This window comes from Bacteroides sp. OM05-10AA (assembly GCF_003439055.1).
Lineage (GTDB): Bacteria > Bacteroidota > Bacteroidia > Bacteroidales > Bacteroidaceae > Bacteroides > Bacteroides intestinigallinarum.
Genome location: NZ_QSUR01000030.1, coordinates 60,097 through 85,711 on the forward strand (window position 1 = coordinate 60,097; position 25,615 = coordinate 85,711).

Below are 25,615 nucleotides of genomic sequence, written 5' to 3' on the forward strand. Positions count from 1 at the left end.
AGATTGTTCAAGGAATCAGAGTACTAATTCCTTGAACAATCTTTCCAAAGTCTTATCTAAATCAGTAGAAAATCCCGGATGTGGGCGAGATACTTGTATGCAAGAACTTTTTACTGCAGTCAGCCAACGAAATCTGTCAGGAATATCCATATTGGCTATGGCTCCTCCTTCTTTATTTCCCATGCATATCTTGTCAAAGACCTGTAACCCTTCTTTCAGGCAGTTAATATCCAGTTCGGAAGAAAACAGTTTTAGTTTGTTCTCATCTATCGTATAGAGGGATTTCAGGTATTTGGCTTGTTTGGAAAACAACACAATCCCCATATTGATAAACTCCTCCCGTTCTACTTTAGGAACGAAACGGATGACTGCGTATTCATATAAGTGCCTTTCTTGCATTTTGCGCTTCATTTACAAATGTTTCGGAATGCTTAATCCTTTCTTCTAAGAATCGAATATAAATGTCTCTCAAATCCTGTGGAGTTTCTGTGCCTTCTGTCCAGTTTAACCAGTCATCGGGAATAGCATTGACTATCTCACGGATTTTATCAGAAGTCAATATCTGCCTGAATTCAATATCTACCTCTTCCAGTTTATCGGCAAACGGCAATAATACATGGTCTTTTATCTGTACAAAAGGAACCAGTGCCTGTTTTTGCCAGTTAGTCCAGGAATGGTGGAAATAAAGGGATGCCCCATGATCTATCAACCATAGTTCTTTGTGCCATATCAACATATTGGTGTTTTTAATGGTACGGTCTACGTTAGTCAGCAAGGCATCCAGCCATACTACTTGCGAAGCGGTTTTTCCATCTACTTGATGTACTATCGGATCAAAAGTCAGTGAACCGGAAAGGAAATGCAATCCCATATTCAGTCCGCGACTCCATTGAAGTAAATCCTGTATCTCTTCGTCTGCTTCCGTTCGTCCGAAGGCCTCGTCCAGATTCAGAAAAACTATTTCGGGGACTCTGAAACCCAGTGCACGGGCTATCTCTCCACCAATCAGTTCGGCAATCAGTGCTTTTGTTCCGTGTCCTGCCCCCCTGAATTTGACTACATACTTAAATTCATCGTCAGCTTCGGCTAAAGCAGGCAATGAGCCCCCCTCACGCAGAGGAAGAATATATCTTGTAACATTTGCCGTACGTAAATCCATGTAGCTCCTTTCTTTGATTTGGGGAATAAAGATAGGACGTTTCAGATGAATTTTATAAGAAAGTGGGCTTTAAATTAAAGAATTGTAGCTTAATTAAATAATTTTGTGGCTTTGAGTGTTTAAGGCACCTTGTTCGTATCTTATAGATAAAAGATAGAAATAATATGAATAAGAAAGTTTTAGTTACGGTAATCTTGTTTGGTTCATTGACAATATCGGGTATAGTGTCAGCTCAATCTGTATATCCCGGACAACATCAGGGAAAGTTGAAAAAGGAAACAGTCGCTCCCCTTCAGGCGGAAAGTTTTGATTTGAAAGATGTTCGCCTGTTGCCAAGTCGTTTCCGTGATAATATGCTTCGGGATTCTGCTTGGATGACGTCAATAGATGTGAATCGTCTGCTACATAGCTTCCGTACCAATGCCGGTGTATTTGCCGGACGTGAGGGCGGATATATGACAGTGAAGAAACTGGGTGGTTGGGAATCTTTGGATTGCGAACTTCGCGGACATACTACCGGACACATGCTCTCGGCACTTGGTTTGATGTACGCAGCTACCGGCAGTGAGATATTCAAACTGAAAGGCGATAGCTTGGTTAACGGATTGGAAGAAGTGCAGAATGCACTGAAAAACGGATATTTGAGTGCCTGGCCCGAGGAACTGATAAACCGGAATATTCAGGGAAAAGGTGTATGGGCTCCCTGGTATACTCTGCACAAACTTTTCTCCGGACTGATAGATCAATATCTGTATGCGGATAATAAGAAAGCATTGACTATCGTCACCCGAATGGGCGATTGGGCATACAATAAATTGAGACCCCTTAGTGAAGAAACACGTAAACTTATGATCCGCAATGAATTTGGCGGTATCAATGAGTCATTCTATAATTTATACTCAATAACGGGAGATGAACGTTATCGCTGGTTGGCGGAATATTTCTACCACAATGACGTAATCGACCCTTTGAAAGAACTTCGCGATGACTTGGGAACGAAGCATACCAATACTTTCATCCCGAAAGTGATAGCTGAAGCCCGCAACTACGAATTAACCCACAACGCGACAAGCAGGAAACTTTCGGAATTCTTCTGGCACACCATGATTGACCATCATACTTTTGCTCCGGGATGCAGCAGTGACAAAGAACACTACTTTGATCCGAAGAAGTTATCCCAACATCTGACCGGCTATACCGGAGAAACTTGTTGTACCTATAATATGCTCAAACTTAGCCGCCATCTTTTCTGCTGGACGGGCGATTCATCTATTGCAGATTATTACGAAAGGGCATTGTATAATCACATCTTGGGACAACAAGACCCTGAAACAGGTATGGTAGCTTATTTCCTGCCTTTGCTTTCCGGGTCTCACAAACTGTATAGCACAAAAGAGAACTCTTTCTGGTGTTGCGTAGGTAGCGGATTTGAGAATCATGCAAAGTTTGGAGAAGCCATCTACTACCATAACAATCAGGGAATATATGTAAATCTATTTATCCCTTCACAGGTAACCTGGAAAGAAAAAGGACTGACAATCCGTCAGGAAACGGAATTCCCACAGGAAGAAACAACGCGTTTCACTCTCCGGACAGAAAATCCTGTTCGTACCACCATTTATCTGCGCTATCCTTCGTGGAGCAAGGATGTAAAAGTGTTGGTGAATGGTAAGAAAATATCTGTAAAACAGAAGCCTGGTTCTTATATTGCCATTACCCGTGAATGGAAAGAGGACGACCAAATCTTGGCTACTTATCCGATGCAGATCAAATTGGAGGCTACCCCGGATAATCCGAACAAGGCAGCTCTGTTATATGGTCCATTGGTATTGGCGGGAGAACGGGGAACTGAAGGTATGCAAGCACCTGCTCCTTTCTCAAATCCGGCTCTTTATAATGATTATTATATCTATAATTTTCATGTCCCAGCACATTTGCGTACCTCTTTGAAACTAGATAAGAAACACCCTGAACGTGCTTTGCAACGTGTAGGAAGTGATTTGAAGTTTACGACAGAACAAGGAGATGTGATTCGCCCGCTATACGATTTGCATCACCAGCGCTATGTCGTATATTGGGATTTACAATCAGAAAAATAGATAGTAAACAACGATATGAAGAATCGTTTATTAATTGCCGTTTTTGTAAGTATCTGCTTTTTGTCCGGTTCTTGCAAAATATCATCCGGTCAGGGAAGTCAGTATGACTTCTCTTCTTTGGATTCTGTTATCCAAGGATGGGTAGACAAGGGATATTACCCCGGAGCATCCATTTGTGTAGTGAAGAATGATACCGTCATTTTCCAGAAGAACTATCGGGACTATACGCCCGATACAAAAGTATATGTCGCTTCTGCCGGGAAATGGGTAGCGGCTGCTGTCATTGGCGCAGTGGTAGACCGTACTGATTTGGGATGGGATGATCCGGTAGAAAAATGGTTGCCGGAATTTAAAGACGATGCTAAAGGTAAGATTCCTCTCCGGCAATTATTATCCCATACATCAGGAGTACGTCCATATCTTCCCGAGCCCCGTGTAGATAACTATAATCATTTGGATTCGGCAGTCATTGAAATTCTTCCTTTGGATACAGTCTTTACTCCCGGCACTCGTTTTGAATATGGTGGACTTGCCATGCAAATTGCCGGAAGAATGGCAGAAGTGGTGATGGGAAAGGAGTTTGAAGCTCTTTTTCAGGAACTGCTGGCACAACCTTTGGAAATGAAGAACTCTCATTTTACCCCAATTAATACGGACGGCGGACATGCACCCATGTTAGGGGGCGGACTGTGTACTACCTTGAATGATTATCTTCATTTCCTGTCTATGATTTATCACGATGGAATGTATAATGGCAAGCAGATTATATCAGCAGAAACAATAAAGGAGATGCAGGCCGACCAAGTGAAAGATGCCATCATCCCTTCGCATGACTCGGATAATTATGTAGCGAAAGGACTAGGACAATCCCACAATGGAATCTATGGATTGGGAGAATGGCGTGAACTGATAGATAAAAAGACAGGTGAAGCCTATCAGATTAGTTCACCGGGATGGGCTGGTGCTTATCCGTGGATAAATAAACACGATGAGGTTTATGGATTCTTCATTTCTCATGTAACAGGTTCTTCTGCTAAAGAAGACGGTTTCTCTTCTTTCTTCGGCAGCCCTGTCATTTCACGGACTGTTTCAGAAATACTGAAAGGCAAGCCATTGGTTGTCAAACAAGGGCGTATCAATGTAGGAAACGGCTCTCTATATTATGAAGAAGCCGGTCAGGGTGAACCGATAATTTTTGTTCACGGTCATTCGCTCGACCATCGTATGTGGGATGAACAATTTTCTGTGTTTGCGAAAAAGTATCATGTCATTCGCTATGATTTAAGAGGATACGGCATTTCTTCTGCCCAAACAGAAGATTATCAATTTATGCATGTTGAAGATTTAGTTACTTTAATGGACTCTTTACATCTCCAAAAAGCGCATATTGTCGGGCTTTCTTTGGGTGGATTTATCACTGCCGATATGTTGGCGTATTTCCCAGACCGGATGTTATCGGCTTTTTTAGCCAGTGGAAACATCCGGAAATCGAAAGGGCCCAGTGAGCCGATGACTAAAGAAGAAGCAAAGGTACGTGATGAAGAAATAGCTGCCCTGAAAAAGAAAGGAGTGGAGGTGATGAAGAAAGAGTGGTTTGAAGGATTAATGAAATCCGGTGGAAGTCAACGTGAGCGGATGCATGCGCCTTTGTGGCAGATGATTGACGAATGGGATGCATGGCAACCGCTACACAAAGAAGTACGGGTAGTAGCAGGACTGGATGCTATTGAAAAATTAAAGAAGAGTCACCCTGCCGTACCTGCCTTAATTGTAGAAGGTCATTCTTCTGATAACAAATTCTTAAAAAATCCTCCCATATTGGAATATCTACCTAATGGAAAGCTGAAGGTCATAGAGGATTGCGGGCACATGGTGAATATGGAGCGACCGGAGGAATTCAATGCAGCTTTAGCAGAATTTTTAATCAATATTAAACAGTAAAATAAAAGCAATAAATATCATGAAACAAATAGTTCTATGTCTGATCGGAATATTATTTGCATCGTTTGTATCTGCACAAAAGATAAATCATCCTTCGCTTTTGTACACCCCTCAACGTATTCAGCAGGTAAAACAACGTATGCAGAATGAACCGAAATTGCAGGAAGCCTGGGAAGATATTCAGAAAACTGCGGATGAAGCCTTACAGAAGAAAGATTTCAACCGCTTGGATTATTTATCGTTGGCCTATCTGATGACGGATAATAAAGAGTATGCAGATGTAATCAAAGAGATCCTTTCGAAAGCTGTGGAAGCTGAATCCTGGGGAGATATGGAAATGATGGCACGTATTCCTGCTTGGCGTTCGCAACTAGGCATGGCACATAAGAGTTTCCTTTCTGCCATAGGATATGATGCAGCCTACAATATCATGTCTTCTTCCGAAAGAAAAAAGATTGCCGAAGGCTTGAAACGATTGGCTGTAGAACCTGCATTGGGCGACTGGCTGCTAGAACCTACCCGTATTCATTCTTTGAATTCTATGGGACATAACTGGTGGACTTCTTGTGTATGCCAGGGTGGAATATTAGCATTAAGCCTACAGAATGAACTTCCCGAAGTAAAAGATTGGGTGGAGCAACTTCATGAATCACTTCCCGAATGGTTTGACTTTGCAGGCGATGCCTTGCAACAGAAAGCAAAGAGCTTTGATGAGGCCGGAGGAATGTATGAAAGTCTGAATTATGCAAACTTTGGTATTCAGGAAGCTCTATTGTTTCGGATCGCCTGGATAAACACTCATCCGGGACAAAATCCCGGCGATATACCCCAATTGGCAAAACTTCCGAACTACTTTTCTCAAGTATGCTATCCCCGTACAGGTATGCTGCATAGTTTGAATTTTGGTGATAGTCATAAGAATGTATCAGCAGAATCCAGTATGATGTTATTGTATGCATTGGGACTGAAAGACCCGACTATTCTGTGGTATATAGCCCAAGTAGAGCAAGGACAGCATCGCGATGGATTTTTTCTGAATCGTCCGATGGGTTTTCTCTATACCCCTGATTTGAATAAAGCCCCCGTAACTCCCGATTTGAAAACCTCACAATTATTCTCGGATTTCGGTTGGGCCACCATGCGTACTTCTTGGGAAAAGGATGCTACGATGCTTGCTGTGAAAAGCAGTCATACGTGGAATCATTCCCATGCGGATGCCAACTCCTTTATTATTTTTCATAAAGGCGTTGATATTATCAAGGATGGAGGAAACTGCTGGTATCCCAATCCGAATTATCGCAACTATTTCTTCCAAAGCCAGGCACATAATGTAGTCCTGTTCAACGGGGAGGGACAACCTCGTGAACAACAGTATAGCGGCTCTACTTTGCGAGGAAATCTTTATCATCTCTTGGATGCAGGCAATGTGAAATATGTTTTGGCCAATGGAACAGGACCTGTCTCTAATAATTTTAGCCGTAACTTCCGTCATTTCCTGTGGATGGATAATGTGATTTATATGATCGATGATTTGAAGACACATAAGGTAGGACAGTTTGAATGGTTATGGCATACCAATGGAACCTATAAGAAATCGGGCATTGACGTAAATGTGACAAATGGAAATTCTTCAGTAGTCATTCGTCCTTTATATCCCCGTCTGCTGGCTAAGTCCGATTTTGTGCACGACTATCCCGAAGATTTATATTGGGAAGAAATAGAAGCTCCTACGGAAGATCTGAAAGGAACCGAAAAATATTATTCATTCCATTTACCGGCCGAGGTGAACCGTGTGAAAGGACTGACAGCTATTATTCTGAAAGACACTCCCGATGAAAAAGACCTGCCTCAAATGGAAAGACGTGAAGGGCAGGACTGGATAGGGCTTCGTATTCGTCATAAAGGCAAAATTACTGATTTGTATATCAACCAACTGGCAGACGGAAGATTAATGCACAGTAATTCATGGATTATGCCCGACGGCTGGATGACAGATGCTTATATGTTTGCAGTCTCTTACCCGGAAGGTACTGAAGCAAAGGACGCTAAGGACTTCTTCATTGCCTACGGAAGTGCATTAAGACGAGATAATGAAACCTACTTCTCGTCATTGGCTAAGCTATTCGTTATTCAGAAAGCAGAAGATAAGAAACTTAATCTTTGGATAGACGGACAGCCGAAGATAAATGCCATCTTTAGAAGCACAAAGAAGCCTGTGTCTGTAGAAGTGAATGATAAGAAAATCCCGGTAGTCTATCAGAAATCGCAGGTAAAGGTGAAACTATAAATTATGTATATCCGGGATAGATTCTATCTTTTTAAAGAGAGTAAGTTCCTTGTTTTTTGTGCAAACCTATATAAAATCCGAGATATTTTATGTAGGTTTGCATTGTTTCGTTAAATATGAATCCTCTATGCATAATCTAATACGACATATAGTAAAGGCTTTAGTTACTCTTTGTCTGCTACTCATAAGTATGCCTATTTATCCGATTTCTTACTCTTTCCGCAGCATTTCCGAAACAGACGGACTTTCCGACCTGATGGTCAGCTCTTTTTATAAAGATTCATTAGGCTATATCTGGATTGGCACGGCAAGTTCTGTTGAACGTTTTGACGGAGTCCATTTGAAACATTATCCTATATTAGGGAATAATGAAAAACAAAAATGGGTGAATGTAATAACAGAGACGGCTGGTAATAGGATATGGATAGGAAATGATATGGGATTGTGGACGGTTCATAAGGAAACAGAAAAACTGGAACCCTTTAGTCCGGAGACTATTAATTGTGGTGTTCGTGCCCTTTTACCAACTCGGGATGGAGGATTGTATATAGGTAGTGAAAAAGGATTATTTATCTATCGAAATAATCAATTGGAGCGACTGGCAGTAAGTTCCGACATCTTATCGGCAGAAAATTTCATCGTTGCATTGAATTTGGATGAAAATGGAGCTTTATGGATTCTTACCAAAGGTGGATTACATTCCATGAATATTTCAAACCGGAAAATAACCTCTTATCCATACAAGCAGGGATTCTCCTATAGAAATATGACACGTATCGGCAAAAAGCTCTATTTAGGAACAATGGATCATGGGTTGCTATGTTTTGATAGCTCGACGGGTGAGTTTAAAGAAAATATTATTGACTTGGGTTGTAATGTTATCATGTCTCTCTCCAGTGATGAAAAGAATTTGTTGTATATAGGCACTGATGGAAACGGGGTACATTTTGTTTCTGCGAATAACATGAAGATTGTTCGTACCTTTTGTTACGAATCGGGAAATAAACAGGCGATCCGTTCCAATTCTGTCTATGCATTATTGGTTGATAGGGAAGGAGTGATTTGGATTGGTTTTTATCAGCTAGGTTTGGATTATACACTATATCAGAGCGGATTATTTTCTACCTATGCCTATCTTCCTTATTTCGACTCCAAAGAGATGCCTGTTCGTGCAATAGCTGTTTCGAAAGACGAGAAACTGATAGGTTCGCGCAATGGACTTTTCTATATAGACGAAAGGAAACAGCGGTTTAAGAGTTTTAAGGTTCCCGAATTACGTTCCAATATGATCTTGTGTATTTATGTTTTTGAAGGAAAGTATTACATAGGTACTTATGGTGGCGGTATATATATCCTCAATCCTTCCACGTTGACTTTTTCCGATTTTGAAACAGCAGGCTTAAAATCAACTCCATTCCTGAAAGGACATGTGTTTTGCATAAAATCGGATGATGAAGGAAATTTGTGGATGGCGACGTCTAATGGACTTTACTGTTATAGAGATGGAAAGCAAATCCGGCATTATACTACCGAAAATTCGAAATTACCGGGAGAAAATGTATATGATATATGTTTTGATTCCACTCGTAAAGGATGGATTTGTACAGAGAACGGTTTATGCATTTGGGATCCGTCAACCAATAGTCTGAAGTCGGATGTGTTTCCTGAAGGGTTTATTCATAAAGATAAAATCCGGACAGTATACGAAGATTCTAATCATGAGCTTTATTTCCTTCCGGATAAAGGTGCTATTTTTATATCTGATTTGTCGATGAATCATTTTCGGAGAATGCAGTCGGGTACTCCTTTGGATGGAAAGGATGCAATGTTTATTATAGAAGATCATGAAGGTTGGTTGTGGATTGGTACTAATTTGGGCTTATATCGTTATGATAAGAAAGATAATTTTATTCCCTATAATTTCGTAGATGGCTTGCCCAGTTCTATATTTATTACTTGTTTCCCTGTGATAGATGAAGAGGGTACGATGTGGTTCGGCAATTCGAAAGGTATGATTTATCTGACCTCGGAACAAAATGGTAGAAAAGCAAAATGGCATTATCCGGTTGCTATTACCGATGTATTAGTGAATGGAAAGCAATCGGTTTATGCTAAGATGAGTAGAGAAAATAACGTGTATAAAATAAAATTGGAAGCAGATCAGCGTAATCTGACAATCCGTTTCTCTGGGTTCACTTATTCGGAGCCTGCATATATGTCTTATAAATGTAAGATGGAAGAGATAGATAGCGACTGGCAATTATTGAGTGGACAATCTGAAATAACGTATTATGACTTATCATCCGGCAATTATCAGTTTAGAATTCATCGGGTGGATGATCCGGAGTCAGAAATTTGTCTGATGGTGACTGTTGCTCCTCGTTTCAATGCTGCTATGTGGAGTGTGACTGTTTTAGTGATATTGATAATAACCTTGGCTTATATATATTATCGCCGGAGAATGAAACGAAACAATCTTATTGAACCGAAGGAAAAGCAACAACCGATAATTGAAGAAAAATATAGAAAGAGTAATGTGACTGAAGAAGAATGTAGACGCCTGGCTGGCGAACTGGAACTTCTGATGCAAAGGGATCGACTATATGTTAATCCAAATCTGAAAATAGCAGATTTGGCTGCAATATTGAATGTTTCCACTTATACATTATCCTATTTATTCAATCAATATTTGGATAAAAACTATTATGACTATTTGAATGACTATCGCATAGAGGAGTTTAAGCGTTTGGTTGATAAAGATGAATATTCTAAATATACGTTGACAGCTTTGGCCGAATTATGTGGTTTTAGTTCGCGCACCTCCTTCTTTCGCTATTTTAAAAAGGTTATTGGAATTACTCCGAATGAATATATTCGAAGTATCGGAAAGACCAATGAAGAATAATATACCTATGTACCTTTTATTTTAAACTTTAGATTGATAAATATCTCTTTAGAGTCTCAAATAATAAATTGAGACTCTATGAAATTGAGAGGTAACTTCTTGATAATTAGAGTATGTGTTGATCGCTTGCTCTCCGCCAATAGGACGGAATTTATCTCTTCCTTTTTGAATATCCGTTTTCATATTTACCTTCTATATTTGCCAACGTAATGATAAACAAAAATCTAAGCAATGGAAAATATAGATATGTCATCCGTACAGTTGATTAGTGATTCTTATAAGAATTATCATCGTTCTGTTTACTTGTATATATTATATAAAATAAGAAAAGATGAAGACGCGAAAGATCTGTCTCAAGATGTATTTTTACGTTTGATGGATTATAAGCAAATGTTGCGACCGGAAACAATAAAGCATTTTATTTTCTCTATTTGCCGGAATTTGGTTATTGATTATTTGCGTCGTCATTATAAAATGCAGGAAATCACGTCCTATTTTTTAGATCAGATTCCTACCTCTATCAATGATGTAGAGAGCCAGATAATAGCCAATGATATATCTACATGTGAGCAGGAGAGAGTTCTCCGGCTTCCTATGCAACGAAGGAAAATTTATGTAATGAGTCGCTTTAGACATAAATCATCAGCATATATTTCCGCTTGTCTCGGGTTATCTGTCCGTACAGTAGAAAACCATTTGTTTGTCAGCCGGAAAGAAATCCGCGAATATATCCAACAGTGTATCTAATATTAGAATAAATAGTATAAATGTTAGTTTTAAATTTTATGTATATGAAAAAAAATCTCTTCAGATTTTCATCGAGAAGGATTCTATTCTCCACGGTGATAGCCTCTGCTCTTCTAGCAGGTGGTTCACAGACTGTCTTTGCAGATGCTGGGGAAGTACAAGCCGTATTACAGGCTGGTGCAATCAAAGGAAAAATTGTGGATTCCAATGGCGATCCTGTCATTGGTGCCAATGTTATGGTTAAAGGTACCACCAATGGCTGTATAACCGACATTGACGGAAACTTCTCATTGAAAGACGCCAAAGGAACTTTGGTTATCTCTTATATCGGTTACAAAACGGAAGAGGTACAGGTGAAAGGCCATGAAACCAATTTAAAGATTGTATTGAAAGAGGATTCTGAACTACTGCAAGAAGTTGTAGTGGTGGGATACGGTAGTATGAAGAAAGAGTCGTTGACAGGTTCGGTGACAGTAGTTGACCAAAAACTTTTTAAAGACAAAGGTACGGTAGCCAATCCGCTATCAGCCATGCAAGGTCAGGTGCCGGGCTTACGCATCACTCGTTCGTCGGCTGCTCCGGGCGAAGAGGGATGGGGCATCTCTATTCGTGGTTCGGTTTCGAAGAATAACGTAGAGCCTCTGCTGATTATTGACGGTGTGCCTGCCAGCGGTGTCAGTGAGATGGCCCAACTCAATGCAGACGATATCGAAACCATTAACTTTCTGAAAGATGCTTCGGCTGCTATTTATGGTGCAAAAGCGGCAGGTGGTGTAATTTTGGTGACTACAAAACGTCCCGATGTCGGCAGAACTAAAGTAGAATATAGCGGCTCGGTTACGCGCAAAATTGTGGGGTTGCAGCCTCGTATGATGAGTATGGACGAGTGGACGGACGGTGTGCTCCAAGCTCGCTTGAATGATGGTTATGGTGAAGATGATAACTGGGTGCGCTATGCCCGTTTGGCTAAGGCGATGAAAGGCAGTTGGATTAACCTGCACGGTGGCAACAACCCCGATGAAGATCCCATTCCGGGGGGATTCCGTGGTGTAGCCGATTTTGTGTTTCACGATATGAACTGGACAGATGTGCTGTGGGGAAATGCCACTTCTACCCAGCATAATCTTAGTGTAAGCGGAGGTACGGAAAAATCGAGCTACCGACTTTCACTGGGTTATTTGAACGATCAAGGTACGTTGAAATGGGGGAACAACTCGAATGAACGTTATAACGCACGTTTGTTTAGTAGCGTCAAGATAAACGACCGTATCAGTTTGGAAACAAACATGTCAGCCAGTCGTCAGCATCAGGTCGCTCCTACACAAATTGGTAGCATATTGGGCAGTAGCATACCGCAACCGGGTTTGCCAGTTTCGACCATTGATGGTAAACCTTATGCGTGGGGAGGTATTCATACTCCCAATTGGTCAGCCGAATTGGGCGGTGACAACAAACTTGTGGTGACCACTATGAGTGTGAATGAGATTTTGAAAGTAAACATTGTGGATGGTCTGGATTTTCAAGGTACTTTGGGTTACTCAACGAATAATGCGGCCCGTGACGAACAATATCTTTCGATTGATTGGTATCAATATGACGGTACGCCGATTCTGAACGAGAACTCTCCTTATCCCGCTAAAGAAAAATCGTCATATACAAAAAGTTCTGCACGTACTGACAATTACACGGCATCGGCCTTCCTCACTTATAAGAAATTATTTGATGAAGTTCACGACGTATCGCTTATGGGAGGCGTTCAGTACGACTATGCTGCTTACGATTACAGTGGTACTAAAGCCATGGATGTGGAAGCGGCTATCGAATCACTCAACGGTAAGGGACAGGTTTACATCGATAAAGTAGACCGTTGGGAGGAAGCCATTCTTTCTTATTTCGGTCGTTTGAATTATAACTATAAATCGAGATATATGGTAGAAGTGAATGCTCGCTACGACGGCTCTTCGAAGTTCTTACCCGAAAACCGCTGGAATTTCTTTTGGAGTGCATCGGCCGGATGGCGTATCACTGAAGAGAAATTCATGGAAAACTTGCACGACTATGTGAGTGAACTGAAATTGCGTGCCTCATATGGTGAGGTAGGTAACCAAAATGGTATCGGACGTTACGACGGTATCCAACTTTACAACTACAAATCAGGCAGCGGTGCCTTGTTAGGTAATTCGAAAGGAACATATGTAGAATCTGCCGGACTGGTGAGTACCGTGCGCACTTGGGAACGCATCTACAACTATAACTTAGGTATCGATTTCGGTTTCCTCAACAATCGTCTTACAGGTACGTTCGAGGTGTTTAAAAAGAAAAACAACAACATGTTGGTTTCTCGTCTGCATTCCGGTGTTTTGGGGGGAACGGCTCCCAGTACCAATAGCGGTAAGTTCGAAGCCAATGGTTACGATGCCAGTTTGACTTGGCGTGATAAGATAGGCAGTTTCAACTACCATGTTGGCGGTACGTTGACCTATATGAACAATGAACTGATTGACGGAGGCAATATTGTGGTGAATGCAGGCTATAATGAAGCTGTGAATGGATACCCGCTCAACTCTGTGTTTGGCTATCGCTATGTGGGCAAGGTACAAAACCAAGACCAACTGGACTATTATGTGGACAAATATGTGGGTAGTAACTCTATCGCTCTGCCTGCCAACTTGCGTTTAGGCGACCACATGTATGAGGATGTGAACAAAGATGGCAAATTGACACAGGATGACCTTGTATTTCTCGGTTCCGACGACCCCAAATATTCGTTCTCGTTTAATTTCGGATGTGAGTGGAAGGGATTCGATTTCAATACCGTGTTCCAAGGTGTGGGCAAACGTACCATCTATCGTGAAATCGACTCTTGGAAAGTGCCTTTCAAAGCCATTTGGCTGAATACTACTAATCAGTCAGTAGGTAATGTATGGAGCCCTGAAACCCCTAACAACCATTTTCCTACCTATTCAAACAGCAATGACATCAATAACTACAACTACATTCCTTCTACCTGGTCGGCCGACAATGGTGCCTACCTGCGTCTTAAAGAGATTGTACTTGGATACACATTGCCAAAGGCATGGATGAACAAGAGCGGTTTTATCAGCAACCTACGTGTCTATGTCTCGGGTGCTGACTTGTGGGAGAAATCGTATATCAGCGATGGTTGGGATCCCGAAGCTACTCGCAAGGTGGAAAACAAACAACGCTATCCGTTTAATCGCACTGTAACTTTCGGTGTGAATGCCACGTTCTAATTTTTATTCTTAATATTGAAGATAACAATGAAAAAAATAGCATATATTCTAAGTATCATTTGCGCCATGACCATGCAGTCGTGCTTAGATCTTGAACCCAAGACGCAATTGGCCGACACTAACTACTGGAAGTCGCCCGAACACTTCAAACTCTTTGCCACGCAGTTCTACGGCTGGTCTGCCGACTTCCGATGGCTTGATGACAGTCAGCATGCCGATATTCGCTCGGACTTGTTTGCCTATAGCACGGTGAATGTCTATAGCAATGGAACGAATAGTATTCCGTCGTCCGATAAGCATTATACCGACAATTATAATCGCATTCGTCAAACCAACACGCTGTTACAGCAAGCCGATGAGTATGACCGGCAAGCCGATATCACCACTTCGGTGGGTGAAGCTCATTTCTTTCGTGCTTATTGCTATTTCGAACTGTTGCAGGCTTACGGTGACCTCATCATTACCCGTACACCGCTTGATGTTGACTCACCCGAGATGCAGAAAGCACGTAATCCACGTACCGAGGTAGCCGATTTCATCATTGACGATTTAAAAGAGGCCGCCAAACTGTTGCCTGCCAATAAAGCCATTAGTAGCAGCGACGAAGGTCGTCTCTCCAGTGAAGCTGCTTTAGCGTTTCTTTCACGTGTGGCTCTTTACGAAGGCACATGGGAGAAATTCCATAATGGCAGTCAAAATACCGAACGTACGAAATCTTTGCTCAATATTGCAGCGCAGGCAGCCTATGACGTGATGGAAGGTGGAACATTTGAGCTTTTCGCTCCTCAAGAATTGGGTACGGAAGCCTATAAGTATCTTTTCATCCTGGAGAATGAAAAGTCGAACCCTGCCAGTATCAATAAAACAGGCAATAAAGAGTATATCTTTACCCGGCGTCATGACCCCGTACTTAACTCTATTGGCTTCAATATCACACAGGGCCGTTTAGGTAATGCTCTGTACGTTACTCGCAAAATGGCTAATATGTATCTACAAAGTAATGGGTTGCCTATCAACCCCCAAACGTGGAATTATACGAAGATAGATGATGAATATAAAAATCGCGACAACCGTATGAACAATCAGCTTATGGTGCCCGGACAAACCTACTGGGGGACAAACGGCGGACGTATCAACTGGACCGGTGATGCTGCCGAAATAGCCAATGCCTCGCATCGAAATTTCATACCTCAAACAGGAACGGGCTACTTCCCTCATAAGTGGTGTAGCGAGCGCGACGGAGTACCCACCGGTATGGAAGCCTATGACTTCCCTATCATTCGCTATGCCGAGGTGTTGTTGAACTATGCCGAAGCCGTGTTTGAACGTGATGAGCAGATATCAGATGAAGACTTAGCTATCAGCCTGAACCTGACACGCAAACGTATCAATCCCGAAATGCCCGACCTGACCAACGACTTTGTTACGACGAACAATTTGGATATGCGCACCGAAATTCGCCGTGAACGCACCATTGAATTTTTCGATGAGAATTTCCGCATTGATGACCTGAAACGTTGGAAAACTGCTGAAGACGAAATGCCGATGAATCTCACCGGTGTGAAGTGGGAAGGTACCGATTTTGAAAGCAGATGGCCCGATGCTTCTTTTAAAGACAAAGATGGTGAAGGTTGCATTATTCACGAAAAAGGACGCAACTGGCACGAAAAGCATTACTTGTTGCCACTGCCCACTGACCAACTTAAGCTGAATCCCAACTTGAAACAAAATCCGGGTTGGAATCAATAATCTATTCATCATTCATTAATAAAGTAATCGAATTATGACATACAAAAACATACTTCAAAAGGGTGCATTTGTTGCACTAATGACGGGTACCTTGGTAATGACCGTTTCGTGTAATGATGACGATGTATCCCCCGTTTTAGAAGAGAGAGTGCTTGTCAAGGAGATCAACCTTGAAGTGACTCCCGAACTGCCTCTGTTGATAGGCACTGATACTTTGATAAAATATACTGTGGGTCCCGATGAGGCTTTTAACAAAGAATTGGTATGGAAATCAACAGTGCCCGATGTAGCTACAGTAGATGCCGAAGGACGCATCACGGCAATAAGTGCAGGTAACACAGTCATTTCGGCTAGACCGGCTGTTGGTTATTCTACCACTTCGACTATCAATGTGAAGGTGGTAAACGAAATTATTCACATCACTGATATCAATCTCACTAACGAAGAGCTCGAAGTATTTGTTACCTCGACTTTGCCACTCACTTGGCAAACTACTCCGGCTGACCCCACTTATCCTGGGTTGATTTGGAAAAGTCTCACTCCTGATAAGGCTACCATCAATGAAAAAGGTGAGGTGAAGGGCGTGGCTGAAGGAACGGCACGTATCCAAGTTACCGCTACCGATGACAAGCATTTTACAAAAGAGTTTGAAATTAATGTGAAACCTATTATCTATATTGAAAGTATGGAATTCGTGAAGGAAGCCGATAAACTGGCTTTAGGCGAAACCTATACTCCGCAGATGAATGTAACACCCGCAGACGCCACATTGTCTTATATCGCATGGGAAAGCAGTAAGCCCGATGTTGTGGAAGTTGACGAAAAAGGCCGGTTCGTGGCGAAAGCTTATGGCAACGCTGTGATTACTGCTTTGGCTGATTATGGTGACGGTAAACCTATTAAAGCTACGATGAGTATTAACGTGAGTGAAGGTTTAATGAACGACCAATTTACTATTGAGAATATGTGGCAGCCATTCGGTAATTTTAACCACCGGGAATTTGAATGGATGAAGAATGACGGAATACTTCGCATCTTCCCCGGTGATGATAAGACTTACAAGGCTGTGCGAATTTGTCGTATCGGTGGATTTGGATTCAACGTAACTAATTATCCTATCCTGGCCTTTAAAGTGAAATTCCCTGAAAATGTATTCGAAACATCAACAAGTATGGAATGGTATCTCGACATTTGGGGTGGAAGTGGCATTACAGTAGCCGGTAAATATGGTGAAGATGCCGATAAAGGTAAAAATGCCATGACTGTGGTAGATTGTGGCGAATACAAAGTGTTCTATGCCGATTTCACAAAGAAATTCTTAGGTAAAAACCAACAGTATATGCCTACTGCATTGACGAAGTATGACACGGTCGAACTTCAATTCTGGAAAATTTGGTATGAAGCCAATGAAACTGGCAGTATCTATGTGGATTGGGTGAAGACTTTCGAATCGGAACAAGAACTAAAAAATCTGATTAAGGTCGAAAGTACCGAATAATTGTGGAACAGTAACCGGAGGAAGGCAGGTTTGTTTTCCTCCGCCATTAACCGACTTCTCTGAAAACTGATTGAATAACAAAATGAAATTTGAATGTATGAAAAATCTGATTTATACCTTCGTGGGCAACATAGCGCTTGTGTTGTTGACCAGCTGCAGTGCCGAGTTCGAGAATGGAACTCCCGAACCGTGGCAACGCGAAATCAATCCTAATGAAAATTATGAGTATACCATTAAGCACCCTTGTTTGGTGAATACCGAAGCCGACTTTGAGCGCGCACGCCGTAAAGTGAATGAACGTGCCGAACCTTGGATTAGTGGTTGGCAAAAATTATGTGACAGCCGATTTGCCCAATTAAGCTACAACCCCAGCCCACAAGAGGAAATTGTGCGTCACTCAAAAGGTGGAAACTTCAATACGGCTGCTTTTGACGCTGGTGCTGCTTATCAGTTGGCTTTACGCTGGAAAATTTCGGGAGATGAAGATTATGCCAAAGCGGCTATTAAAATTCTGAACGGATGGGCTAAAACTTGTAAGGGGGTGAATTATAAAACATGGCCTGATGACAGCCATCGCCTGCTTGCTGCCGGATTTATCGGTTACCAGTTTGCTGCTCCTGCTGAACTGATGCGCGACTATGAAGGTTGGAAAACCGAAGATTTCGAAATCTTCAAGAAATGGATAGATAAAACTTTCTATCCTATCTGCGATGATTTCTTAGATAACCACTTTAATTCTTCAGCCATTGCAGGTTGGATGAGTTGGGATCTGCCCGCCATGCTCACCATTCTTTCTATCGGCGTACTGAACGATGACGATGCCAAGATTAAACAAGCCTTGGAATTTTTCTACCACGGAAAAGGTATGGGGTGTATCGAGTGGTCGGTGAGAGGTATGCATGAAGACCCAGAGGGAAAAGTGAAAGGTAGGCATTTGGCACAGAGCCAAGAGATGGGTCGCGACCAAGGGCACGCTACTCTCAATGTAGGCTTGCACGCTTACTTCTGCCGCACGGCCTATAACATGGGAATTGATCTCTTCGCCTACAATGACAATATCATTCTCGATCTCTGCGAATACACGGCTAAGTATAACCTGACTTCGACTGAAGATGTAGAGATGCCTTTCGAACCTTATTATCATCCTAAATATGGCTGGCACGAGAAGGTTTCAGCCGATGGTAAGGGGCGTGCCCGTCCGGGATGGGAACTCCTTTATAACCACTATGCCAAGGTGAAAGGTATGAATGCACCCTATTCGCAAGCCTTTGCCGAAAAAGAACGTCCTGAAGGATATGGTGAGCGTGGCACTGCTGAAGCCGGCGATTTGGGATTTGGAACATTATTGTATACAGAAGAATAATTTTTTGAGCTTTTCCAACTGATGACAAGGAGTTAAGAGGCTAGACTTCTTAACTCCCTGATACTATTCAATGAAACCCTCACAACTTTTTCCTTATGATAAATAGATTATTTCCTACCTTATTATTGCTTTCCTGCCTCTTTGGTGGTTTGCCTCAAACAACAAAAGCGCAAAACAACGAGTGGGAAAAACCCACCAAATATGAGTGGAACAAAGAGAAGCCACATGCTGACTTTCGCCTCTACGAACAGGCAGAGGATGCTGTGAATGATAATCCCCCAAAATCACCTTGGCAACACTCATTGAATGGTACGTGGAAATTTATTTACGCTCCTACTATAACAGAGAGCATAAAAGATTTTTATCGCACGGATTTGCCCGACAATAATTGGAATACAATTACCGTACCCTCCAACTGGGAAATCCAAGGATTTGGTGAACCGATTATCCGTAACATTCAGTATGTGTTTTCACCTAATCCACCTTATATTGATGTAAACAATCCGGTAGGCACCTATCGACGCACATTTACAATTCCTCAAAATTGGCATGGGCGTGAAGTGTTGCTGCACTTCGGTTCCATCAGCGGATACGCCCGTATTTATATGAACGGACAGCAAGTCGGTATGACCAAAGCCTCCAAAACTCCGGCCGAATTTAATGTGACTAACTATCTGAAAGAAGGAGAGAATTTACTGGCAGTGCAGGTTTATCGTTGGCATGATGGTAGCTATATGGAAGACCAGGATTTTTGGCGACTGACCGGGATTGAGCGTGATGTATTCTTACAAGCTTACCCAAAACTGACTATTTGGGATTTCTTCTTAAATTCAAGTCTGGATGGCGCATATAAAAATGGTATATTCAATGCCACCGTAGATTTGCGTGAATTTACAGGCAACCATATAAAAAAAGGAACACTCAAACTGGAATTATTGGATAAAACCGGCAAAACAGTTTTGTCACAACAAAAGAAATTTAACGTAGAAGAAGAGTTTACCCGGTTAGCTTTTTCGGGTGTCATAAAGAATGTATCTAAATGGAATGCCGAAAAACCATCTCTTTATGATTGTGTCATCACACTTTTGGATGATAAAAACAAGCAGCTTGCAGTTACTGCCTATAAGACAGGTTTCAGAAAGATAGAAATAAAGAATGCCCAACTATTAGTGAATGGCGTTCCGACTTATATAAAGGGTGTCAACCGACATGAACATAACGACAGCTTGGGGCATACTCAAACTCGCGAAATTATGATGAATGACCTGAAGCTGATAAAGCAACTGAATATGAACGCCGTTCGTACCAGTCATTATCCCAATCATCCGTTGTTTTATAAATTATGCGACCAATATGGCATTTACATTGTAGATGAAGCTAATATTGAAACCCACGGAATGGGATCAGTTCCTTATTTCAAAGATACCATTCCACATCCTGCTTATCGTCCCGAATGGTATGCAGCCCATGTAGACCGTATCACTCGAATGGTAGAAAGAGATAAAAACCATCCATGTATCATTGGCTGGTCATTAGGAAATGAATGTGGTAATGGACTCGTATTCCATGATGAATATAAACGCCTGAAAGAATACGATCCAAGCCGTTTTGTACAGTTCGAACAAGCTTGGGAAGATTGGAATACAGATATTGTATGTCCGATGTATCCTAATATGTGGAAAATAACGGAATATGCCAAGTCCGGTAAACAGCGTCCGTTTATCATGTGTGAGTATGCTCATGCCCAGGGGAATAGCAATGGAAATTTTAAAGACCTTTGGGATGTTATTTATGACAGTCCTAATTTACAAGGTGGCTTTATCTGGGATTTTATGGATCAAGGATTTAAAATGAAGACAGAACCGAGAGACGGACGTACCTACTGGATGTACAATGGTAAAATGGGAAGTTATAAATGGTTGGAAGATAAGAAAGGGGAACTGAATACAGGAACCGATGGCTTAATCTCCGCTAATGGTATTCCCAAGCCGCAAGCGTATGAAGTAAAGAAAGTCTATCAGTACATTCAGTTTAATGCGAAAGATTTGGATAAAGGAATTATTTCAATTAGAAACCGTTATGACTTTACCAATCTGAATGAATATGCTTTCACTTGGGAAGTATATAAAAACGGAGAGAAATTCTCTACAGGAAATTTCAATGTTGAATTAAAACCTCATGCGGAAAAAGAGGTGCGATTGAATCTTCCAGTCATTCCGGAAGATGGAAATGAATATTTTCTCAACCTCTATGCCTATACAAAGGTTGCTACCGATTTAGTTCCCGTACATCATGAAGTAGCTAAAGAGCAGATAAAATTGAATAAGAGCAGTTTCTTTACATCTCTTTCGGCTTGTTCGGGTAAGTTGTCTTATGAAACGAAAGACCATATTTTATCCTTTAAATCAGGTACTGTTTCCGGTAAGATTGATTTGAAAAAAGGAATTCTGTTTAATTATAATATAAATGGTGAGCAGCCCATTAAACAATATCCGGAACCGGCTTTTTGGCGTGCTCCGGTTGACAACGATTTTGGGAATAAAATGCCAAGCTTGGCAGGTGTCTGGCGGACAGCCCATATTAACCGTTATGTGAAGAACGTGGTCATAGATGAAAAGAATGAAAAGGGATTGTCCATAAAGATTGATTGGATATTAAGTGATATTCAGGTTCCTTATACAATGGAATATTTGATACGTGATAATGGATCTGTTATAGTGTCAGGAAGTATCGACCTGACTGGAACGAGACTTCCCGAACTTCCCCGTTTCGGTATGCGGATGGAATTACAACAACCTTATGAAAACCTGACTTATTATGGAAGAGGGCCTTTTGAAAACTACATCGACCGTTATTCAAGTTCATTCATCGGACGTTATAATGATAAAGTAGAAAATCAGTTTTACTGGTATATCCGTCCGCAGGAAACCGGCAATAAAACAGATGTCCGCTGGCTATCTCTATTGGACAATAAGGGGCAGGGGGTGAAGATTACAGGTTTGCAACCTATCGCATTCTCTGCTTTGCACTTTTCACCGGAAGACCTTGATCCGGGGTTGACACGAAAGATGCAGCATACTATTGATATTATTCCTCAAAAGAATATTTTTTTGCATATAGATCTGAAACAAAGAGGACTTGGAGGGGATAATAGCTGGGGGATGTATCCGCACAACGAATATCGTTTACTCGATAAGAAGTATAGTTATAGCTATATGATCGAGTTGATAGACCAATAAATAATTTAAATAGTATTGAGTAAATGCGATTGTCTCTTCGTATTTGTCTATAAAATATATAGCAAATATGGAAGAGACAATTTTTATTAGTTATATTTGTCACTTGTACGGTTCTCATCACCTACTATCTATAAAGTGTCAGACATTTATGCAGATCCGTCATTGAAGGTTCGTATCGAACAATAGCCGATTTAAAATGGGATTTTTCTCATTTTAATAAAAGATATATTCTCTTTTGGAGAATTTTATGTAAGTTTGTCACATGTTTAATATGAAAAAAGCCCATTGTAGGTGAAAAACACGATTAAATATCTGATTCTTTTAATAATGTGTTTGGCTTGCGGTGTAAAACTACAAGCCCAAGATTACACGTTCCGTAATGTCGTGATGTCCGACGGCCTTTCCGGGTTGTTGGTGAACGCTATTTATAAAGATTCGGAGGGCTTTGTCTGGCTAGGAACGGATAACTGTCTCGACCGTTTCGATGGAGTAAAAGTACGCCATTTTGAATTCCGGGGCATTGAATCAGGAAGAAAAAAACGGGTAAACAGCGTTACAGAAACAGCCAACAAACAACTGTGGGTAGGAAATGGAATCGGACTTTGGCGATTGAACCGTACAAGCAGCCAATTGGAAAGAATTGTCCCCGAAAAGATAGATTTTGCCGTAAATACTTTGTTGGCTAATGAGGATATTCTTTATATTGGAACAGAGAAAGGCTTATTCATTCATAAAGACGGTCAATTACTACAGGTCTTGACAGACCGGAATATGCTTGCCGCCTGTAACAGAATCATGGATATTTGTCTGAATGAAGATAAAACCGTATTATGGCTGGCTACGGTACAGGGGCTGTACTCTTATTCACTGAAAGATGGAAAGATTGATTCCTGGCATTTTCAGGAGAATGTGCCCGAAGCCGATTATTTCCGTTGCCTGACCCGTATCGGAGAAACTCTTTATCTGGGCACAATGAGTCAAGGTGTAGTACGTTTCGATATAAAAAAGGAAACATTCTCTCATACGGTATCTTTAGGTTGCGATGTCATTTCTGACATATCCAGCGATGGGAAAGAGACTGTGTATATAGCTACTGACGGTAATGGCGTCCACTTCCTTTCACACAAAGACCAACAAGTGACACATCGTTTCTACCATGATGTCAATGATAAGGAAGGAATTCGCAGTAATTCTATTTACTCCTTACTTGTAGATGATAGAGGTGCTGTCTGGGTGGGGCATTTTCAGGCAGGGCTGGATTATTCACTCTATCAGAACGGCCTTTTCCGCACGTATGACTATCCACCTTTGTTCAATTCGGCAAATCTTTCCATTCGTTCTTTCGTAAACAGAGGGCAAGAGAAAGTCATCGGTTCACGTGACGGTTTGTTTTATATAAACGAAGCTACCGGAGTAGTGAAAAGTTTTGTAAAGCCCGTTTTAACTTCAGATCTGATACTGACAATCAGCTTCTATCAAGGAGAATATTATATCGGTACGTATGGTGGCGGTATGATGGTACTGAATCCGGGAACATTATCTCTGAAATATTTTGCACAGGGCGATACGGAGCTTTTTCAAAAAGGACATATATTCTGTGTGAAACCGGATGCAAAAGGAAATCTTTGGATAGGGACCTCACAAGGACTCTTCTGTTATAACGGACAGACCAAACAGATCAAACACTTTACCAGTGCTAACTCCCAACTGCCGGAGGGCAATGTGTATGAAGTAAGTTTTGATTCTACGGGCAAAGGATGGATTGCTACTGAAACCGGTATGTGTATTTATGATCCGGCTTCTCAAAGTTTACGCTCTAATGTGTTTCCGGAGGGATTCGTTCATCGGGATAAAGTGCGTACTATCTACGAAGATGCTGAACACAATCTCTATTTTATCCGTGAGAAAGGGAGTCTGTTTACATCTACTTTAACGATGGATCGTTTCCGGAATCGCTCAATCTTTTCTACTCTTCCGGACAATTCGCTGATGTCTGTTATAGAAGATAACCAAGGTTGGCTGTGGGTGGCGTGCAATGACGGGTTGTTGCGTATCAAAGAAGAAGGGGAGGAGTATGATGCTTTCACTTTCAATGATGGAGTGCCGGGACCAACTTTTACGAATGGAGCCGCTTATAAAGATGAAAAAGGACTATTGTGGTTTGGTAACACCAAAGGACTAATTTATGTTGATCCGAAACGTGTGGACGAAGTGCGTGGCAAGGTTCGTCCGATTGTATTTACCGATATACTGGCTAATGGCGTACCTTTTACCAGTTCCTCTTTGAAATACAACCAGAATAATTTAACTTTCTGTTTCACAGATTTCGCCTATGGTCTGCCATCTGCTTTACTATATGAATATCGATTGGAGGGAGTGGACAAAGACTGGAAATTATTGGCTGCACAGAATGAAGTTTCTTATTACGGACTTTCTTCCGGAACTTATACTTTCCGGGTACGTCTTCCGGGAAATGAGCAATCGGAAGCTATCTGTCAAGTGACAGTACGCCCTATGATACCTTGGTGGGGATGGGCACTTTCCATTTTATTAATCGTAGGAATTATAGCCTTTATACGGTATTATGTTTGGAAACGTATGCGTCGTTTGCTTGCTTCTTCTGCTTCGTCGATTTCGACATCAACGGAGGAGGAAATACAACAGAGAGAACAAACTGTAGAACATCCGGAAGTAATTTCAGAGCAACAATCTTCCACTGTTGAAGAGAAATATAAGACCAATAGACTGACCGAAGAGGAGTGTAAAGAACTTCATAAGAAACTGGTGGCTTATGTAGAGAAAGAAAAGCCATATATCAATCCCGACTTAAAAATGGGTGACTTGGCTTCTGCATTGGATACTTCTTCACATTCATTATCGTATCTTTTGAACCAGTATCTTAATCAGTCTTACTATGACTTCATCAATGAATACCGTGTCACTCAATTCAAAAAGATGGTAGCGGATAGCCAATATTCCCGCTATACTTTGACTGCACTGGCAGAACTTTGTGGTTTTAGTTCGCGTGCTTCTTTCTTCCGTTCATTTAAAAAGAGTACGGGAGTTACTCCGAATGAATACATCCGTAGTATAGGCGGAACAGCCAAAGAAGAGTAACTTTTCGACTTATTATCTCTGAAATCTATTTTGTACCCATATTCCCTTCACCCTTCACTTCTCCCTGTTCATCGGGGATAGAGGGTGAAGGTTCTCGATTCACTAAGTGACTTCCTTCCTTTCACTTGTTTCTTTCCATTATCTATTAATAGATAAGTTCTTCTTCTCCCTATATAAACTTCTTTTGGTCCTATTGCAAAGTTGTTTTTTAGTAAGCGTCTCCGCGATTCTATATAGTGTATTAAAATAAAAAGGCT

Annotated in this window: 13 protein-coding genes; 11 read left to right on the forward strand and 2 right to left on the reverse strand. The window is 41.4% G+C overall.

Going from position 1 to position 25,615, the window contains the following annotated elements; all coding sequences use genetic code 11:
• Window positions 1-15 precede the first annotated feature (15 nt).
• Window positions 16-399: a DUF3037 domain-containing protein gene (locus DXB58_RS20435; protein ID WP_004297000.1), complete on the reverse strand. Its 384-nt coding sequence runs from the start codon at window positions 397-399 to the stop codon at window positions 16-18.
• Window positions 377-1,159 carry a HipA family kinase gene (locus DXB58_RS20440; protein WP_117935110.1) on the reverse strand — a complete coding sequence of 261 codons (783 nt, stop codon included), beginning with the start codon at window positions 1,157-1,159 and terminating at the stop codon, window positions 377-379. The genes DXB58_RS20435 and DXB58_RS20440 overlap by 23 nt, the downstream gene beginning before the upstream one ends.
• 164 nt (window positions 1,160-1,323) lie before the next feature.
• Between DXB58_RS20440 and DXB58_RS20445 the strand changes: the two genes are divergently transcribed.
• The 11 genes from DXB58_RS20445 to DXB58_RS20495 all read left to right on the forward strand — a co-directional run bounded on the left by DXB58_RS20445 (window position 1,324) and on the right by DXB58_RS20495 (window position 25,358).
• Entirely contained in the window at window positions 1,324-3,258 is a 1,935-nt protein-coding gene (locus DXB58_RS20445) for a glycoside hydrolase family 127 protein (protein ID WP_117935107.1), read from the forward strand.
• A gap of 15 nt (window positions 3,259-3,273) precedes the next feature.
• Entirely contained in the window at window positions 3,274-5,199 is a 1,926-nt protein-coding gene (locus tag DXB58_RS20450; protein WP_122138095.1) for an alpha/beta fold hydrolase, read from the forward strand.
• A gap of 19 nt (window positions 5,200-5,218) precedes the next feature.
• Window positions 5,219-7,486, forward strand: a complete 2,268-nt coding sequence (locus DXB58_RS20455; RefSeq protein WP_122138096.1) for a heparinase II/III family protein — start codon at window positions 5,219-5,221, stop codon at window positions 7,484-7,486.
• Window positions 7,487-7,613: 127 nt separating this feature from the next.
• Entirely contained in the window at window positions 7,614-10,391 is a 2,778-nt protein-coding gene (locus DXB58_RS20460) for a two-component regulator propeller domain-containing protein (protein WP_122138105.1), read from the forward strand.
• A 231-nt stretch (window positions 10,392-10,622) separates the two neighbouring features.
• Window positions 10,623-11,138, forward strand: a complete 516-nt coding sequence (locus DXB58_RS20465; protein ID WP_117935101.1) for a sigma-70 family RNA polymerase sigma factor — start codon at window positions 10,623-10,625, stop codon at window positions 11,136-11,138.
• A 44-nt stretch (window positions 11,139-11,182) separates the two neighbouring features.
• On the forward strand, window positions 11,183-14,392 hold the full coding sequence (locus tag DXB58_RS20470) for a TonB-dependent receptor (RefSeq protein WP_199487995.1): 3,210 nt from the start codon (window positions 11,183-11,185) through the stop codon (window positions 14,390-14,392).
• A gap of 27 nt (window positions 14,393-14,419) precedes the next feature.
• A complete protein-coding gene (locus DXB58_RS20475; protein ID WP_122138098.1) occupies window positions 14,420-16,141 on the forward strand; it encodes a RagB/SusD family nutrient uptake outer membrane protein in 1,722 nt (573 codons plus the stop codon).
• Window positions 16,142-16,175: 34 nt separating this feature from the next.
• Window positions 16,176-17,639, forward strand: coding sequence for an Ig-like domain-containing protein (locus DXB58_RS20480; protein ID WP_122138099.1), 1,464 nt, complete (start codon window positions 16,176-16,178; stop codon window positions 17,637-17,639).
• A gap of 97 nt (window positions 17,640-17,736) precedes the next feature.
• Complete coding sequence (locus DXB58_RS20485; RefSeq protein ID WP_229096181.1) at window positions 17,737-19,002, forward strand: alginate lyase family protein; 1,266 nt, start codon at window positions 17,737-17,739, stop codon at window positions 19,000-19,002.
• 95 nt (window positions 19,003-19,097) lie between these two features.
• Window positions 19,098-22,241 (forward strand): glycoside hydrolase family 2 TIM barrel-domain containing protein, encoded by a 3,144-nt coding sequence (locus DXB58_RS20490; RefSeq protein WP_122138101.1) that lies wholly within the window; start codon window positions 19,098-19,100, stop codon window positions 22,239-22,241.
• 291 nt (window positions 22,242-22,532) lie between these two features.
• Window positions 22,533-25,358 (forward strand): two-component regulator propeller domain-containing protein, encoded by a 2,826-nt coding sequence (locus DXB58_RS20495; RefSeq protein WP_122138102.1) that lies wholly within the window; start codon window positions 22,533-22,535, stop codon window positions 25,356-25,358.
• Window positions 25,359-25,615: the final 257 nt, after the last annotated feature.

Excerpts from the sequence above, each read along its gene's own strand:
- DXB58_RS20460 (WP_122138105.1), top strand. The coding sequence starts at position 7,614 with ATGCATAATCTAATACGACATATAGTAAAGGCTTTAGTTACTCTTTGT.
- DXB58_RS20480 (WP_122138099.1), top strand. The coding sequence starts at position 16,176 with ATGACATACAAAAACATACTTCAAAAGGGTGCATTTGTTGCACTAATG.
- DXB58_RS20445 (WP_117935107.1), top strand. The coding sequence starts at position 1,324 with ATGAATAAGAAAGTTTTAGTTACGGTAATCTTGTTTGGTTCATTGACA.
- DXB58_RS20455 (WP_122138096.1), top strand. The coding sequence starts at position 5,219 with ATGAAACAAATAGTTCTATGTCTGATCGGAATATTATTTGCATCGTTT.
- DXB58_RS20440 (WP_117935110.1), bottom strand. The coding sequence starts at position 1,159 with ATGGATTTACGTACGGCAAATGTTACAAGATATATTCTTCCTCTGCGT.
- DXB58_RS20485 (WP_229096181.1), top strand. The coding sequence starts at position 17,737 with ATGAAAAATCTGATTTATACCTTCGTGGGCAACATAGCGCTTGTGTTG.
- DXB58_RS20435 (WP_004297000.1), bottom strand. The coding sequence starts at position 399 with ATGCAAGAAAGGCACTTATATGAATACGCAGTCATCCGTTTCGTTCCT.
- DXB58_RS20470 (WP_199487995.1), top strand. The coding sequence starts at position 11,183 with ATGAAAAAAAATCTCTTCAGATTTTCATCGAGAAGGATTCTATTCTCC.
- DXB58_RS20450 (WP_122138095.1), top strand. The coding sequence starts at position 3,274 with ATGAAGAATCGTTTATTAATTGCCGTTTTTGTAAGTATCTGCTTTTTG.
- DXB58_RS20490 (WP_122138101.1), top strand. The coding sequence starts at position 19,098 with ATGATAAATAGATTATTTCCTACCTTATTATTGCTTTCCTGCCTCTTT.
- DXB58_RS20465 (WP_117935101.1), top strand. The coding sequence starts at position 10,623 with ATGGAAAATATAGATATGTCATCCGTACAGTTGATTAGTGATTCTTAT.
- DXB58_RS20475 (WP_122138098.1), top strand. The coding sequence starts at position 14,420 with ATGAAAAAAATAGCATATATTCTAAGTATCATTTGCGCCATGACCATG.